Annotated in this window: 17 protein-coding genes; 4 read left to right on the top strand and 13 right to left on the bottom strand. The window is 34.3% G+C overall.

Features of this window, described 5'->3' with window-relative positions:
- The first annotated feature begins 153 nt into the window (after positions 1–153).
- The gene (locus AC1RPK_RS05380; protein ID WP_481761656.1) at positions 154–870 is read left to right on the top strand and encodes a DUF975 family protein; all 717 of its coding nucleotides are present in this window, start codon (positions 154–156) and stop codon (positions 868–870) included.
- A 30-nt stretch (positions 871–900) separates the two neighbouring features.
- Here AC1RPK_RS05380 and AC1RPK_RS05375 read toward each other — a convergent pair whose 3' ends face one another.
- Positions 901–1,542 carry a DNA alkylation repair protein gene (locus tag AC1RPK_RS05375; protein ID WP_481761655.1) on the bottom strand — a complete coding sequence of 214 codons (642 nt, stop codon included), beginning with the start codon at positions 1,540–1,542 and terminating at the stop codon, positions 901–903.
- A gap of 92 nt (positions 1,543–1,634) precedes the next feature.
- Here AC1RPK_RS05375 and AC1RPK_RS05370 point away from each other — a divergent pair, with 92 nt between their 5' ends.
- Together AC1RPK_RS05370 and AC1RPK_RS05365 are read left to right on the top strand one after the other, a co-directional pair.
- The gene (locus AC1RPK_RS05370; protein ID WP_481761654.1) at positions 1,635–2,738 is read left to right on the top strand and encodes a baeRF6 domain-containing protein; all 1,104 of its coding nucleotides are present in this window, start codon (positions 1,635–1,637) and stop codon (positions 2,736–2,738) included.
- Positions 2,739–2,840: 102 nt separating this feature from the next.
- Positions 2,841–3,311 (top strand): nucleoside 2-deoxyribosyltransferase, encoded by a 471-nt coding sequence (locus AC1RPK_RS05365; protein WP_481761653.1) that lies wholly within the window; start codon positions 2,841–2,843, stop codon positions 3,309–3,311.
- A 92-nt stretch (positions 3,312–3,403) separates the two neighbouring features.
- On the opposite strand, the gene AC1RPK_RS05360 is transcribed toward AC1RPK_RS05365, so the two are convergent.
- The 8 genes from AC1RPK_RS05360 to sufC all read right to left on the bottom strand — a co-directional run bounded on the left by AC1RPK_RS05360 (position 3,404) and on the right by sufC (position 12,452).
- Positions 3,404–5,308, bottom strand: a complete 1,905-nt coding sequence (locus AC1RPK_RS05360; protein ID WP_481761652.1) for a M13 family metallopeptidase — start codon at positions 5,306–5,308, stop codon at positions 3,404–3,406.
- A 271-nt stretch (positions 5,309–5,579) separates the two neighbouring features.
- The gene (locus AC1RPK_RS05355) at positions 5,580–6,350 is read right to left on the bottom strand and encodes an ABC transporter permease (protein WP_481761651.1); all 771 of its coding nucleotides are present in this window, start codon (positions 6,348–6,350) and stop codon (positions 5,580–5,582) included.
- Positions 6,343–7,278, bottom strand: a complete 936-nt coding sequence (locus tag AC1RPK_RS05350; protein ID WP_481761650.1) for an ABC transporter ATP-binding protein — start codon at positions 7,276–7,278, stop codon at positions 6,343–6,345. The genes AC1RPK_RS05355 and AC1RPK_RS05350 overlap by 8 nt, the downstream gene beginning before the upstream one ends.
- A 56-nt stretch (positions 7,279–7,334) precedes the next feature.
- Positions 7,335–8,729, bottom strand: coding sequence for a Fe-S cluster assembly protein SufB (gene sufB, locus AC1RPK_RS05345; protein ID WP_481761649.1), 1,395 nt, complete (start codon positions 8,727–8,729; stop codon positions 7,335–7,337).
- Positions 8,730–8,743: 14 nt separating this feature from the next.
- The gene (sufU, locus tag AC1RPK_RS05340) at positions 8,744–9,175 is read right to left on the bottom strand and encodes a Fe-S cluster assembly sulfur transfer protein SufU (protein ID WP_481761648.1); all 432 of its coding nucleotides are present in this window, start codon (positions 9,173–9,175) and stop codon (positions 8,744–8,746) included.
- The gene (locus tag AC1RPK_RS05335) at positions 9,162–10,400 is read right to left on the bottom strand and encodes an aminotransferase class V-fold PLP-dependent enzyme (RefSeq protein ID WP_481761647.1); all 1,239 of its coding nucleotides are present in this window, start codon (positions 10,398–10,400) and stop codon (positions 9,162–9,164) included. The genes sufU and AC1RPK_RS05335 overlap by 14 nt, the downstream gene beginning before the upstream one ends.
- Entirely contained in the window at positions 10,369–11,655 is a 1,287-nt protein-coding gene (gene sufD, locus AC1RPK_RS05330) for a Fe-S cluster assembly protein SufD (protein ID WP_481761646.1), read from the bottom strand. The genes AC1RPK_RS05335 and sufD overlap by 32 nt, the downstream gene beginning before the upstream one ends.
- Before the next feature lie 14 nt (positions 11,656–11,669).
- Complete coding sequence (sufC, locus tag AC1RPK_RS05325) at positions 11,670–12,452, bottom strand: Fe-S cluster assembly ATPase SufC (protein ID WP_481761645.1); 783 nt, start codon at positions 12,450–12,452, stop codon at positions 11,670–11,672.
- Between the two features lie 135 nt (positions 12,453–12,587).
- Here sufC and AC1RPK_RS05320 point away from each other — a divergent pair, with 135 nt between their 5' ends.
- Positions 12,588–13,304: a gamma-glutamyl-gamma-aminobutyrate hydrolase family protein gene (locus tag AC1RPK_RS05320; RefSeq protein ID WP_481761644.1), complete on the top strand. Its 717-nt coding sequence runs from the start codon at positions 12,588–12,590 to the stop codon at positions 13,302–13,304.
- A 39-nt stretch (positions 13,305–13,343) separates the two neighbouring features.
- On the opposite strand, the gene AC1RPK_RS05315 is transcribed toward AC1RPK_RS05320, so the two are convergent.
- The 4 genes from AC1RPK_RS05315 to AC1RPK_RS05300 all read right to left on the bottom strand — a co-directional run bounded on the left by AC1RPK_RS05315 (position 13,344) and on the right by AC1RPK_RS05300 (position 16,629).
- Positions 13,344–14,150 (bottom strand): MetQ/NlpA family ABC transporter substrate-binding protein, encoded by an 807-nt coding sequence (locus AC1RPK_RS05315; RefSeq protein WP_481761722.1) that lies wholly within the window; start codon positions 14,148–14,150, stop codon positions 13,344–13,346.
- A gap of 17 nt (positions 14,151–14,167) precedes the next feature.
- The gene (locus AC1RPK_RS05310; protein WP_409022317.1) at positions 14,168–14,872 is read right to left on the bottom strand and encodes a methionine ABC transporter permease; all 705 of its coding nucleotides are present in this window, start codon (positions 14,870–14,872) and stop codon (positions 14,168–14,170) included.
- A complete protein-coding gene (locus AC1RPK_RS05305; RefSeq protein WP_481761643.1) occupies positions 14,862–15,899 on the bottom strand; it encodes a methionine ABC transporter ATP-binding protein in 1,038 nt (345 codons plus the stop codon). The genes AC1RPK_RS05310 and AC1RPK_RS05305 overlap by 11 nt, the downstream gene beginning before the upstream one ends.
- A gap of 370 nt (positions 15,900–16,269) precedes the next feature.
- Complete coding sequence (locus AC1RPK_RS05300) at positions 16,270–16,629, bottom strand: arsenate reductase family protein (protein ID WP_481761721.1); 360 nt, start codon at positions 16,627–16,629, stop codon at positions 16,270–16,272.
- Positions 16,630–16,656: the final 27 nt, after the last annotated feature.

Here is a 16,656-nt window from a genome sequence, read left to right as displayed (position 1 = left end):
ACAATCTAACAAAAAGTTTGGTTTGTTTCACTTTTATACCGTCTAAAAATATTGAAATACTCACATTCTCAATCTGTCAGTATAGACTTAATATTTGGTTTAATGTATGCTTAAAATATTATTAAAACATATACAATTAAGGAGACACACATCATGGAAAAACCACTAAAAACGAGACAACAACTGAAATCTGAATCAAAGGCATTACTTAAAGGACACTGGAAGTCAGCTATCCTAGTTAGCTTACTAGCAATCCTTATTTTTATTGTTTATTCTCGCTTATATTCTACTGAGTACGCAGACATTATGAATTTATATTCTACTGAAAATAATAACCAATCATCAGCTATCAGTCCTATAATTTCAGCAACTGTCGTTGTTCTTTATCTTATTTTTCAAATTCTACTTGTAGGTGTTTCATATACATTCTTAACTTGGGTCAGTTCACAAAAAACACCAGAACATGCATTTACACAAAGTTTCCAAGTTTTCTCAAATGAATTATTTTTCCCATCTATTGGTATCGCCATTCTCAAAACCATTTATAGTACACTTTGGACTCTCTTGCTTATTGTCCCAGGAATTATTAAATACTATTCTTATTCACAAGTCTTTATGATTAACAAAGACTTAACAGATAACCCAAATCATCCTGACATCAGTATTAATAAAAAAATAACGTTAAGCCGTGAATTAATGAACGGACACAAATTTGATTTATTCGTAATAGAGTTAAGTCTGGTTGGTTGGTACCTATTATCAATCGTGACACTTGGAATTGGTTATATTTGGTACATGCCTTATCAACAAGCAATTAAAGCAAATTTCTACAGAGACCTTGCCGGAGATAAATTCTTAACCTTAAAATAAGCAAAAAAGACTGAATAAAATCAGTCTTTTTTATTTTGTCTTCACATGTTTAAGTCCTTCTCGCACAGCTAGCTTTGATAGATCATGGCTCTCAATAAAAGTTATAACCCAATTTTCATCAGTCTTAGCATACTCACGTAATGACCAACCAATCGCTTTTTGGATGAAAAATTCATCTGTTGTTCTATCATTCAAAATCATCTTTGATAAGTAAGCTAGATTAGTTTCTTCACGATAGCCTAACTGAAGATTTATACCCACACGACGCATCCAGAAATTATCATGGTTTTCAAATTGCTTACTAATATCGTTAAAATTTATCGGACTTAATTTTAAAAAGTCACTAATAACCTTACGTAAAGCATCTACTGAATCCCACCATGGTTTAACCTTAATTAACTCAACCAATACTTGGACTTCATCAACCGTCAATCGTTTAAGATTTTTTTGTGCTAAGTCGATTGCAACATATTGATACTCTCTTTCTTCACGACCATAATAAGCTAAAATTTGTGAGATTAACTCTTCTAGAGGCCAACTCTTAGATTCTTTCATCAAGTCCTTTGTTAGTTCACGTCGACTTGGTGTCTTAATCCCTAAGTAAGAAAAATTATTTTTCATGTAAGCTTCCATTTTTTTAATATTTTTGTTATCTTTTTCTAAATAAATCATATTTACTCCTTTTATGAAAACGTAACCATATAAGTTGGATAACCGTTTTCATGATGTTATACTAAAGGTAATCATATAAAGGGGGAACCATTATGTCAATGCATAACAATTTGAAAAAATTACTCACAATCAAAGAAGAACCCATTGTATCAATCTTTATCAAAACATATCCAGGTATTAATTTTGCTGCGAAGAATCAGTTAAAACTAAAAACTAGTTTAAAAACTGCCAAAGAAGCTCATTCGGATGTACCTAAGAAAACTTGGGAACTAATTGAAACACAATTGGTTAATTTTATTAATGAAATTGCAGATAAAATCGGTCAATTCCCTAGTATCGCACTTTACTTAACACCTAACGATTACTTTAAATTTAATTTAAATCACGCTATTGAAGTAGATAAAGTTATTGTTGGTCCTGAAGCATACACTTTACCTTTATTAGCTCAACAAGCAACAAAATTATCAGGAACAATCCTAAGCTTACACCGTGATTCATTTGAATTACATCAATTCAAAGAAGGTGTCTTATTGAAACAAGAACTCCCAGAGGATGCTCCTATCGACATGGTATCAACTCTTGGTCCTGAAAGTACAGATACCACGACCACTCATGGCCCTACTGGCGCCCTCCATGGGTTAAATACTAAGGATGAAGAAAAAGCGATTGATAATAGAAATTACTACTTGGCAATTGAAAAATTCCTAGTTACCCATCCCGAATTAATTTATAAACGTCTTTTCCTTATTGGACTACCTAAAAATCAAAGCTTATTCCATGAATTAACAAAATTAAAATCAGTTAATTCAGAAATTACAATTAAAAAATCACCTAGTGCCCTAACAACTACAGAAATTGAAAAAGATTTGTTAGATCAAAATCAAATTTTAATCAATCAAACAATTGATCATTTATTGGATCGTGCTCGTTCACTTGATGAAGTTAATCCAAGCAAAACAAACCCAATCGATTTGTTTGCTCTATTAACGCAACATCGTGTTAATACTTTATTAATTAACGAAGACGCTGTATTCCCTGGTTTAATTAGTGATGGTCAAATTATCGATACTGAACCTGGAAAAACAACCAATAACTTATTAAATGATTTAGCTAACTTTACTTTACGTAATAGTGGTAACGTTTACGTTATTTCAGCTGACCACTTTAATTCAGGTCAATTCGTTTACGGTGTTTAGAAATTGAAAAAGAAGACTTCATTGTCTTCTTTTTTTGTGCCCATTTTTAAAATGTCATGCTATACTTAAAAAAGCAAATATATATTCCAGGAGACGATATTAATGAATAAAGTTTATTTAGCAGGTCCATTTTTTAGCGACAAACAACGTGAACGTGTTTCTCAAGTTGTTGCAGCATTAAAAGAGAACAAAACAATTGATAGTGACAATATTTACTTGCCCCAAGATAATCAAAGTAAACAATATGAACAATTCAGTCAACAATGGCAACGTGCAGTTTATTTAGCTGACACACGCCAAGTTCATCGCGCAGACGTTGTTGTTGCTATCTTAGACTACAAAGAAGACGAAGATAACGAACCTGACTCTGGTACTATGTTTGAAGTTGGTATGGCAGTAGAAGCTCATATTCCAGTTATCTTAGTTCAATTTGAAGCTGGTCGTGTTATCAATCTAATGTTATCTGAAAGTTTAACTGCTTTCTTTGATGAGAGTAAAAATGGCTTAAATGAACTTTCTGAATATAATTTCAACGTTTTGGAAGAAAAAATTACAGAGAACGAAGTATTATAATATGCTACCTTTAAGTATTACGGATAAACAATCGCAGCAAAAAGGACATTATCATTTTGATAATGTCCTTTTAATTTGTCTTAATTAATCATTTACCAAATATTAACGCGTTCATCGACTGCTTTATACATTGCATCACTTGCAACAATATCAAAGGCATCATAAAATTCTGCTAAATTTTGAACTTGAATATTAGCACGCAACTTAGCAGGGGCATGAACATCAATTGATAATAACAATTGCATATACTGTGTTGAAGCCTTCATTCGCCATACTTGTGCCCAATTAATGAAAAATGCTTCAAAATCAGTATCGTCTTCAGATTTAGCCGCTTCAAGTGCACAACTAAGCCCACCAGCATCAGCAATATTTTCAGAAACTGTTAAAGTCCCATTAACTTTTTGGCCTGCGAATTCAGTTCCGTCAAATTCAGTAATCATTTGTTGTGATAATTCTTTAAAATGGGTCAAATCGGCTTCACTCCACCAATTATTCAAATTACCATACTCATCAAATAGCGCACCATTATTATCAAAAGCATGTGAAATCTCGTGCGCAATAACTGCTCCAATACCACCATAGTTAGCACTACTACTCTGCTCTAAACTATAAAATGGTGCTTGTAAAATAGCCGCTGGAAAGACAATGATATTTTTAAAGGGATGATAATAAGCATTAACTGTTGCTGCACTCATCTCCCAAAGATCACGATCGACAGGTTTATCCCACTTACTAAACATATCTTCAGTGGCTAATTTATCAAAGGCCATTGCATTCTCTAGCAATGTTTTTTCCATATTAACGTGCATTTTTTGATAAAGCGGGTTAATTTTATCTGGATACCCAACTTGAATACCTAATTTACTTAATTTTAAAATTGCCTTATCACGTGTAGTACTTGTTAACCAATTATTAGTAGCCAATCTATTTTGATAAACATTAATCATCTTTTCAACCATCTGTTGAACGTCTGCTTTAGCATCTTCACCAAAGTATTTATATCCATAATATTCGCCCACAACCCCACTATAGGTTCCCATGGCTAGATAATAAGCAAACTTTTGTTGTTTTTTCGGTGCCTTGCTTCCAGATAATGCACGCCCGTATTCACCAGCAATAACACGTAAGTCATCTGATAAATATGAACTAAGACTCCCTACTGTTTTAACAATTAACCAACTTTTAAATTCTGTAAAATGAGTTGTATTCACGAGTTCATCAATAGATGATAAAAATTTAGGTTCAGTCACAATTATTTTTTCTGGTTCATTCCCATTTAAAAGATTTTTAACAATTGATTTTAAATCTAAATTACTACTTTGTGAACTAAATTCTGTGAAACTTTGTGGGTTGTACGCTTTACTATAATCAGCTGATTCTTCAGCACTCTTGACATTTGGCACTAAGTTACGATCAAAAGTTAGTGCCTCTGTAATAACATGATTTGCATTTTCTTCACTATAATCTAAAGCAACTAATAACTTAGTCATCATCGCCCTAAATGCTTTAAGTAAACCTTCAGCTTGTGAATTATCTCGTTCATAATACGTTTTATCTGGTAAAACCAAACTCGGAGCTGCCACAAATAAAGCATTAATTTTAGCATTTTTCATATCAGCATCAACATCAAACCCAAGTGGTGTTGGATAACCCGCACGAACAAAATCTGCCCATTTAGTATCGAAATCAGCTAAACTTGTTAAATTTTCTAAAGGTGCTAAAACTTTTTTCAATGGTAAGGTTCCTTCTGATTCACGTCGATCAAAATCAGCTGCTAAGGCATAATAGTTTAAAAATTCTTGCATTAATGGTGCTTTAACACTAGAATCAGCTGACATTTTTTCAAAATCAGCCATCAAAGTTTTATCAATTTCATCAGCTAAATCATTAAAACCACCCGTCGCAGGTTTATCATCAGGAATTTTGGCAGTTTTTAACCATTCACCATTTACTGCTTCGTATAAATCATCTTTAATTAATTGTTTATTTATAGTCATTATTTATCTCCTTTTTAGTTTTATATGTAGCTAGTATAAACGTTATTCTAGTGTTTTAATAATAATTTACTTGAAAAACAGACATTTTTTCAAAATATACCTTATATCTATCTTTTAAAGAGTCTACGATATCTATCTTTGGTACCATTTTTCGTACCCTAACAAAAAAACAAAAGCCATAAGACTTTTGTTTTTGGTGCTATCCAGATTCATTATTGATCAACCGTCACAGAATGATTAATAAGAAAGAAGGATTATTACATTGGCTATCCTAACTTCTCAAACCTCTACCTTTATTAATAAGATACCAACAAATCCAGTAAAGAACACCAATAAACAGAATAAGAATTATCATTGATAAAGCAAGTGATACATCAGTCTTACCTAAAAAACCATATCTAAATCCTGAAATCATATAAACAATTGGATTAATCTTAGAGATGGCCTGCCAAACTGGTGGTAACATTGAAATAGAATAGAAAACACCACCAAGATAAGTTAATGGCTGTAAAACAAACGTAGGTACAATTGACACATCATCAAATGACTGTGCAAAAATACCATTAATTAATCCTGCTAATGAAAATAAAATGGCTGTCATCAAAAGTGTGATAATAATAATGACCCACGAAAAAACATGAAGAGGTACAAAAAATAATGAAATAATAGTGACAAGTGCCCCAACTAAAACACTTCTTCCAAGTCCTCCAATAACAAATCCCCATATAATAATATGCGTTGGTACTGGTGCAACTAGTAATTCTTCAATATTTTTCTGAAATTTCTGAGAAAAAAATGACGAAGATACATTAGCATACGAACTAGTGATCACCGACATCATAATTAACCCTGGTACAATGAATTCCATATATGAAAATCCACCCATTGCACCAATTCGGCCACCAATCATTTTACCAAATATAATAAAATACAATGATGTTGTAATCACTGGTGGTACTAATGTCTGTACCCAAATTCTCAAATAACGATTAGTTTCTTTTATTGCGAGACTTTTTAATGCAGTAAAATATTGATTAAACATGTTTCTCCCCCACTTGGTGCTTTTCTTCCGTAATTTTCAAGAATAACTCTTCTAATCGATTCGATTTATTTCGCATAGAAAGAACTTTTATCCCTTGTTCATCAAATTGTTTAAAGATCCCATTAACACCTTGATTTCGTTCAACTTCGATAGAAATTGTTTGCGCGTCTTCAAAGGAATTTTTATACCCTATAATTTCTGGCTTTTTATCATACACATCTAAATCGAAAATAAACGTTTCAAATTGTAATTTTGATAATAAAGTTTTCATGCTCGTATTTTCAATCAACTCACCTGATTGAATAATACCGATATGACGACAAAGTGTTTCTGCTTCTTCTAAATAATGAGTCGTCAAGATAATCGTTGTGCCATTCTCATTCAATTCCTTTAAAAAAGACCACATTTCACGTCTCAACTCAATATCTACACCCGCAGTTGGTTCGTCTAAAATGAGCAACCGAGGTTCATGCATTAATGCCCTGGCAATCATCAATCTTCGTTTCATCCCACCAGAAAGCATTCGTGCACGTACATTACGTTTTTCCCATAAATCTGACTGTTTTAAATATTTTTCACTGCGCTCCATTGCTTCTTTATGAGGAACACCATAGTAACCAGCCTGATTAACAACAATTTGTTGAACCGTTTCAAAAGGATTAAAGTTAAATTCCTGTGGGACAAGTCCAATTTGTTGTTTGGCTTGTACCAAATTGGTATCAATATCGTAATCAAAAACCTTCACTGTTCCCGCTGTTTTATTCACAAGAGATGTAATAATACCAATTGTCGTTGATTTTCCCGCACCATTAGGCCCTAAAAGTGCATAAAAATCCCCTTCTTCTACAGCCAGATCAATACCACGTAACGCTTTAACACCCGTTGCATATTCTTTTTTTAAGCCTTTTATTTCCAGTGCATATATCATTTAATTATTATCCCCTTATTTACTTTTTAGGAAAAGTAACATCATTCTAAACTATTTTACCCCACACTGCCTTCCATCTGATACTCAATCAGACGATTCAATTCAACAGCGTATTCCATCGGTAATTCTTTGGTGAACGGTTCAACAAATCCCATTACAATCATCTCTGTTGCTTTTGCTTCAGAAATTCCGCGACTCATTAAGTAATATAATTGTTCTTCAGAAATTTTAGAAACTTTAGCTTCATGTTCCATAGAAACATTGCCATTTAAAATTTCATTAAATGGAATCGTATCACTCGCTGATTTATCATCCATGATGATTGTATCGCATTCGACATGTGCAAACGAACCATCACTATGTCTACCAAATTTTAAATAACCTCGATAATCAACTCGTCCACCATCTTTACATAACGATTTAGAAACAATCGAAGAAGTCGTATTTTTAGCATTGTGAATCATTTTTGCCCCAGTATCTTGAACGATATTCCCACCAGCAAACGCAATCGACAACATTGTGCCATGTGCGCCTTGACCATCTAAATAAATACTTGGATATTTCATTGTAACTTTTGATCCAAGGTTACCATCAACCCACTCCATCGTCGCATTTTCTAAGGCTCTAGCACGTTTTGTCTCTAAGCTATACACATTATCTGACCAATTTTGAATCGTTGTATACCGACAATAGGCATCTTTCATGACGTTCACTTCAACGACTGCCGCATGCAAACTGTCTGCCGAATAATTAGGTGCTGTACAACCTTCAACGTAATTAACACTTGCGCCTTCATCAACAATGATTAATGTTCGTTCAAATTGTCCTGTATTCTCCGCATTAATTCTGAAATAACTTTGAATAGGCACCTCGGTCTTCACACCTTTAGGTACATAGATAAAAGTACCACCAGACCAAACAGCCGAATTTAAAGCTGAAAATTTATTATTAGAGGCAGGAACCAATTTGCCAAAATACTGTTTAACCAATTCAGGATATTCTTGGACGGCAGCATCTGTACTCATAAAAATAATTCCTAATTTTTCAAAATCTTCACGCATATGATGGTAAACAACTTCTGATTCATATTGTGCAGAAGAGCCAGCTAAGTATTTACGTTCAGCTTCTGGAACACCAAGTCGGTCAAAGGTTTCTTTAATCTTATCTGGGACATCTTCCCAGTCTCTAGCAACATTATCACTAGCACGTTGAAAATAGCGCATATTAGCTAAATCTAACTTAGACAAATCAGGACCAAAACTTGGCATTGGCATCTTTTCATATAAGGCAAAGGCACGAAGTCGATAATCCAACATCCACTCTGGTTCATTTTTTGCTGCCGAAATTTCTCGAACAATCGCTTCGGTTAAGCCACGCCCAGTTGAATAAACAGGCTCAATATCATCTTTAAAGCCATATTCATACTCACCACCAACATCTAGTTCTTTCATATCTTACCTCCTCTCTAATTTTCTAAATTAATAGCTTGATAAACTGCCTTCCAAGCTAATGTGGCACACTTAATCCGAGCTGGAAACTGAGCGACACCTTCTAAAATAGCAGCATCACCTAAAAGATTTTCATCAATCGTTTCACCTGTTACCATTCTTGAAAATGTTGTCACCATTTCTTCTATTTCATTTTTTGCTTTACCAATAATTTCATCAGTCATCATACTTGCAGATGCCTGGCTAATCGTACAACCCGTCCCAGAAAAGGCAACATCTTGAACCTTGTTGTCACTCATGATAAGTTCAACTTTTAAAACATCCCCACAGGTTGGATTTCTGAGTTCAATTGATTTCTGACCCTTTACTAGTGAGCCATGATGATGCGGATGTGTGGCATGTTCCAAAATAACTTGGCGATATAAATTATCTAATTTAGATAGTCCCATTTTTAAAGAACTCCTTTGTAGCGATTAACGCGTCAATAAATTTTTGATTTTCTTCTAAAGTATTGTAAAAATATAAACTAATACGAACAGTTGACGATACACCCATGCACTTCATTAATGGCTGTGCACAATGATGACCCGCGCGAACCGCAATTCCTTGCATATCAAGAGCTGTCGCAACGTCATGCGGATGTAGTCCCTCCAAATTAAATGAAATAACGCCTGATCGTTTTTTACTTTCAGTTGGCCCATAGACAGTAATGCCAGAAATGGCTTTTAATTTAGGTAATAAATCAGTGATGAGCATCTGTTCATGTGCTTGTATATTAACCATTCCAACTTCATTTAAATAGTGAATAGTAGCACCTAATGAAATGACCCCTTCAATATTAGGTGTCCCCGCTTCAAATTTCCAAGGAATATCTTTAAAGGTTGATTGTTGCTCTTCAACAAAATCAATCATCTCACCACCAAATTCTAGTGGCTGCATCTCGTTCAAATAATTACTTTTTCCATATAAAACGCCAATACCAGTTGCAGCCCCCATTTTATGACCTGAAAAAGCAAAAAAATCAACATCTAACTCCTGAACATTAATCGGCATATAAGGTATTGATTGCGCCCCATCACAAATAACAACCGCACCGACTGTATGTGCCATGTCCGTTAATTCTTTGATGGGGTTTATACTCCCCAAAACATTTGAAATTTGAGTTAGCGATACAATTTTAGTTTTAGCTGTCATTTTTAATTTCGCATCATTAATGTCTAATTGTCCATCATCTGTTATGTCGATGTAAACTAATTTAGCACCAGTTGCTTGTGCGACTTGTTGCCAAGGAACAAGGTTACTATGGTGTTCCATAATAGATATTAAAATCTCATCCCCTGGTTTCAATCGATTCTGTGCAAAACCCTGAGCAACCCAGTTTAAACTTTCGGTTGTCCCTTTTGTAAATAAGATTTCAGCTGAATATTTTGCATGAATAAAATCAGCAACAGCTTGTCGTACATCTTCAAATTGCTGTGTTGTACGCTCGGCTAAAGTATGCACACCACGATGTACATTGGCATTATCATTTTCATAATAATGTGAAATGGCATTAATAACTGCTTGTGGTTTCTGAACAGTTGCAGCATTGTCAAAATAAATTAACGGTTCATCATTCACAATTTGCTTTAAAATAGGAAAATCATTGCGATACTTTTTCAAATTTTTGACCATTAATGAGTTTCCCCTCTATTGTTTCGATTAATCGTTCACGAACATCAACTGCCGGAATTGCCGTTAAAACAGGTCCTAAGAATCCACGAATAACAAGTCTTTCTGCTTCTTCTTTGTGTAATCCACGACTCATCAGATAGTACAATTGTTCCTGATTCACGCGTCCAACACTAGCTGCATGTCCAGCTTGAACATCATTTTCATCAATTAATAAAATAGGATTAGCGTCTCCACGTGCTTTTGTGGATAACATTAGCACACGGCTTTCTTGTTGAGCATTCGCACCCTTTGCACCTTTAATAATATGGCCAATTCCATTAAATATTAATGTAGAACGCGATAAAATTACACCGTGTTGCAGAATTTGACCAATTGAATGTTTACCATAATTCGTCACCCGTGTATCAATCCCTTGAATCTGATTTCCTGTTGAAATCGCAACAACTTTAACATCTGCGTGAGAACCTGCACCAATTAAATCAGAATCGAAATCGCCAATTATATTGCCATTATTAAGTAATCCAATTGACCAATCTATTTTTGCATTGCCTAATAAATAACCCCGACGGTTAATATATGCTGTTGTATGTTCCCCTAATTGATCAACTCCAGCAAATTTAACATGACTGTTAGCTTTAGCAATCACTTCCACAATAATATTTGCGGTTGTGATCTGATCACCGACTGTTGAACGATTTTCTAGATATGAAAACTGACTATTTTCTGCTGCGACAATTAAAACATGCTGTACATAGTCCTGATTGTCCCGTGCATCCTGCGTTAAATAAGTTGTAATTGGGTTGTCTAATACAACATTTTTAGGTACATAAATAAACAAACCACCGGTTAATTGTGCTAAATGCGTTGCGGTCAACAAATCACTATCCCATTTAACTGCCTTAGTCATAAAATATTTCTTAATTAAATCTGCATGTTCCACTAACGCGGTTGACCAGTCGCAAATAATAACATGATTTTCTTTTAATTCCTCAGATATATTTAAACTAATCGTTCGAGATCCAACTTGAATAAACGTATTTTCATCCGATTTTTTTGAAACAAATTCCCCTGATTCTTTAACCAGTGTTTCAGGTATAATGGGCCATTTTTGGTATCTAATTTTTTCAAATGAAGGAAGCGCTAGTAATGTTTTTTTTACAAAGGCATCTCTTCTTAATTGTTGAAACCACTCAGGTTCTTGTTTTAAATTTGAAAAATCAATTATACTTTGTTCTAAGAGCTTCAAATCAATCATTTTCCGGCCCTCCACTAAAGGTTCTCGTCTGTTAAAGTAATGTCTAGCCCTAATTCATCACGCAAACCAGCATAGCCTTCTTCTTCCAGTTTTTCTGCAAGTTCGGCGCCACCCGTTTTAACAACCCGTCCATCCATCATAACGTGCACCACATCAGGCACAATATAGTTCAGCAAACGTTGGTAATGCGTAATCATAAGTGTTCCAAATTCCGCATTTTTCAACATTTCATTTACGCCTCTCGAAACAACTTTCAATGCATCAATGTCTAGACCTGAATCAATTTCATCTAAAATAGCAAATTTTGGTTCAATCATCATCAGTTGTAAAATTTCATTACGTTTCTTTTCGCCACCTGAAAAACCTTCATTTAAATAACGATCAGCCATTTCCTCAGTCATATCTAAAGTTGTCATCGTTTTATCTAATTTCTTTAAATATTCTCGAATTGGGATTTGTTTATCTTCCGGTCGACGTGCGTTGATTGCTGCACGCATAAATTCAGCATTTGTTACACCAGGAATTTCTGAAGGATATTGCATTGCTAAAAATAATCCTGCTCGAGCTCGCTCATCAACAGGTAGTTCTAAAATGTTTACACCATTCAGCAATACTTCGCCTTCTGTCACTTTATACGCAGGATTCCCCATAATGGCCTCAGATAAAGTTGATTTACCTGTTCCATTTGGACCCATGATTGCGTGTACTTCTCCAGTCGACATTTTTAAATTAACACCTTTTAAAATTTCTTTATCTTCAATTTCTACATGTAAATTTTTAACCTCAAGTGTCGACATTTTAGCATTCCTCCGATTCATTAATATATTCCATTCTATCTTAATAAATTATCCATTTCAATGGAGCCTCGAGACTCGCAATCTTTATTTAATTAAGTTAAACTAATAAAAAGTAAATTTTGAGGAGGTTCATTTATGAAACCTATTATCGGTATTGTTGGAAATCCTAATCGAAATCCAATTACAGGCATGCACATTAACGAAATTACTTATACACCTCAAGGCTATATTGATGCCATTATTGAAGTTGGCGGTTTACCACTAATCATTCCTACTGATTTAGCAAACGCATCTAGTTATCTTGATTTGGTAGATGGTTTACTATTAGCAGGTGGTCAAGATGTTTCACCAATCTTATACGGCCAAGAACCTCATCCAAAATTAGAAGAATTAAATCCCCCACGTGACGAAATGGAGCTCGCTTTAATCAAGGAAGCTATTTCTCGAAAAATACCAATACTTGGTATTTGCCGTGGACTACAAATACTTAACGTCTTTTTTGGTGGAACACTCTATCAAGATTTAAGTGACTATTCAAATTGGCAAGTTAAGCATTTACAAGATCCAACATTACCAGAATACGCCACACATTCTGTATCGATTAAAGCAAATAATTATTTATCAGATACTTATGGTTCAACGCTTCGTGTCAATACGTACCATCACCAAGCCATTAACCGTTTAGGTGATTCATTAACGGCCATTGCGACAAGTTCAGATGGCCTAATTGAAGGTATCAGTAGTAATGACGGTCTCATTTTAGGTGTTCAATGGCATCCCGAAATGTCTTATATAAGAGAACCATCAGATTTAGCTATTTTCAAATGGCTAATTAATAAAATTGCAAAATAAAGAGAATTGAATTAGTCATGTCGACTAATTCAATTCTCTTTATTTTGCAGGAATAACGGCACCTTTATACTTATTCAAAATCCATTCGCGTGTCTTTTTAGATTGTAGTGCTTTAACTAACTTTTTAATCGCAGGATTATCTTTATTTTTTGGTGCGACAGCAACTAAATTCGCATATGATGATGTACTACGTTCTAATGCAATAGCTTGTTTCGTTGGATTTAATCCAGCTTCAACCGCATAATTTGCATTAATAATGATGGCTGAGCCTTCATTATTTTCATATAAATCAGACATCAATTTTGGCTCATACGTATGCTTAAAAACTAAATTTAATTTATTTGTTTTGATATCAGCAAAATTTGCAGTTGCCACGTCTGTCCCTTTTTTCAGGGTTATTAATCCAGCATCTTTAAAAATAGTTAAAACACGACCATAATCTGAAATACTGTTAGATACTAAAACCGTACTTCCTTTCTTCAAATCAGTTAACTTTTTAACTTGTTTAGAATAGACACCGATTGGTTCAAGATGAACATTTCCAACACTTATTAAATCACCATTATTCTGTTTGTCCCAATTATCTAAAAATGGTTTATGTTGAAAATAATTAGCATCTAAATCACCAGATTCAGTCGCTTTATTAGGCATCACATAATCCTGAAAAACTTTAACTTTTAAATCGATACCTTCTTTTGCCAACATTGGTTTTACATGATCTAGAATTTCTGCATGGGGCATATTACTAGCACCAATTGTCAAAGTAGTCATTCCATTTGATTGTTTCCCGCATCCAGCTAATAAAAGAGTCAAAAATAGAAATGAAAAAATGAACTTTTTGTTTATTCTCATGAGGTTACCCCTTAATTATTTCGTTTATCGATTAATTTAGCTGAATGATCACCAATAAGTTGAAAAATGGCAACAATAATGATGATTGTGACCGTTGCAACTAGTGTAACAGTATTATTATTAGCACCATAACCTTCAATGAAAGCCCAATTTCCTAGCCCACCGGCACCAATCGTACCAGCCATTGCCGTGTACCCAATAATTGTAATTCCAGTAACTGTCGCCCCTGAAATAAGAGCTGGTAAACTTTCTCGTAATAGTACTTTCCAAATGATTTGTGCCTTGTTAGCACCCATTGCTTCAGCTGCTTCAATCACACCATAATCAATCTCACGAAAAGCAAGTTCCACCATTCGTGCATAAAATGGAGCCGCCGAGAGGATTAGAGCTGGCAATGCTGCAATCGGTCCAATAATAGAACCAACTAAAGCCTTAGTAAAAGGCAATAATAAGACAATTAAAATAATAAACGGAATTGAACGAAAAATGTTAACCATGGCTGAAACAATCCAATTAATTATTTTTACCCAGATACTTATTTTACCGGTCGTTTTTTGTTTTGTTTCAAATAAAATAAGACCTAAGATAATACCCAAAATTGTAACGGCTATTGTAGATATTAATGTCATACTGATTGTTTCCCAAGTATTTGACCAGAATTCATCCCAGTTAACAGCATTAAAGTTAAAATATGACGCCCAAGTATTAGTCCCCATAATGCAATACCTCCGTTTCTACTTTCATTTTTTGCAAGAATGGAACGGTTTGATCTAAACTTATTTTTGGACCAGTTAATTGAATATATAATGTTCCAATTGGGCCACCTTGAGTTTGATGAATGGAACCCTCAACGATATTAAAATCAACTTCTGGAATTTGTCTTAACATTTCAGAGATAATTGGCATTTGCGTCTGCGTACTGTGAAAGGTTAATTGAACAATCAACCCTTGTGGATAAGCTTCAATTAATTCATTTACAGCAAGTTCAGTATCATGTAGAGCTGGTGTGACCTCCTGATTAACGAATCGTTTTGTGACGTCTTGTTTCGGACGCTTAAAGACGTCTAAGACAAGTCCACTCTCCACTAATTTTCCAGATTCCATTACAGCAACGTGATCACATATCTTACGAACCACATGCATTTCATGAGTGATTAATACAATTGTTAATTTCAATTTATGATTAATTTGAAGTAATAAATCTAATATTTCATCTGTTGTTTGTGGATCTAGCGCACTTGTTGCTTCATCACAAATCAAAATTTCAGGATCATTCGCTAAAGCCCTAGCAATCCCAACTCGTTGCTTTTGTCCACCAGATAACTCAGAAGGATATGCATTTTCTTTACCTTTTAACCCAACTAATGTTGTTAATTCTTCAGCTTTGGACAACCGCTCAGTTTTACTTATTCCAGCAAGTTCAAGTGGAAACATGATGTTTTCCACAACCGTTCGTGACCAGAGTAAATTAAAATGTTGAAAAATCATGCCAATTTTTTGACGTTGCTTTCTCAATGTTCTACCCGATAAAGATGCGATTTTAGCGCCATTAACGTCAACTTCACCCGAAGTTGGTGTCTCTAATCCATTCAGCATTCTAATTAATGTACTTTTACCAGCACCTGAATATCCTACAATACCTAAGATGCTACCATCTTCCACCGAAAGATTCACATCAGAAACAGCGCTAACCTTACCACTTTTCGTGATAAACTCTTTTGATACATTTTTAAACTCAATCATGTTAATACCTCCTAATTTTTCTGCAAAAAAATAACCTCCCATCCCCCGTTTAATAAACGGAAGGACGAGAAGTTATAAACTTCACGTGTTACCACCTTGTTTTATTGTTACCTCACGATAACAATCTCATCAGGTACGGGTTTTAATATAACCGATACCTTTCCGCTGTATTGGGCGTACCCAAGGTAGATTAACATTGCTCATCTACCAAACGTTCCAAGACCATATTCAATTCCGTAATTTTGATCCCTTTTCAGCTACCAGGATTCTCTTAACTAATTACTAAAATTTACTCATCTTTTCAAAACGTCTTATCTGTATTTCTTATTGTAGTTGATTATAGCTAGATTAAAATTTAATGTCAACAGTTTTATTTATTTAACCATGTCTCTGTAAAAACATCTTCACTGAATCCGGTCGTTAATTTTGTTCCATCAGTTAATACCGGACGTTTCATTAACATCCCATCTGATGCTAAAATTTGACTTGATTGCTGAATTGTCATCGTTGGTCGTTTATCTTTTAGATTTAATTCACGATACTTATTTCCTTGTGTATTAAAAAAAGATATTGCTGGAAGACCAGACTCATTCAACCATTTTTCGATTAGACTCGCCTTTGGTGTTTCTTGGATAAGATCTATTATATGGTATTCAACCTCATTTTCGTCTAACCATTGTTTTGCTTTTCTACAAGTTGAACATTTAGGATACCAATAAAAATCAATCATCATCAAAACCTCCTAGTTTTAAAAAAC

It is taken from the genome of Dellaglioa sp. CoH-55-MRSF-6, assembly GCF_056782215.1.
Note: the sequence above shows the minus strand (reverse complement) of the source record. Positions and strands in the feature narration are given on the sequence as shown.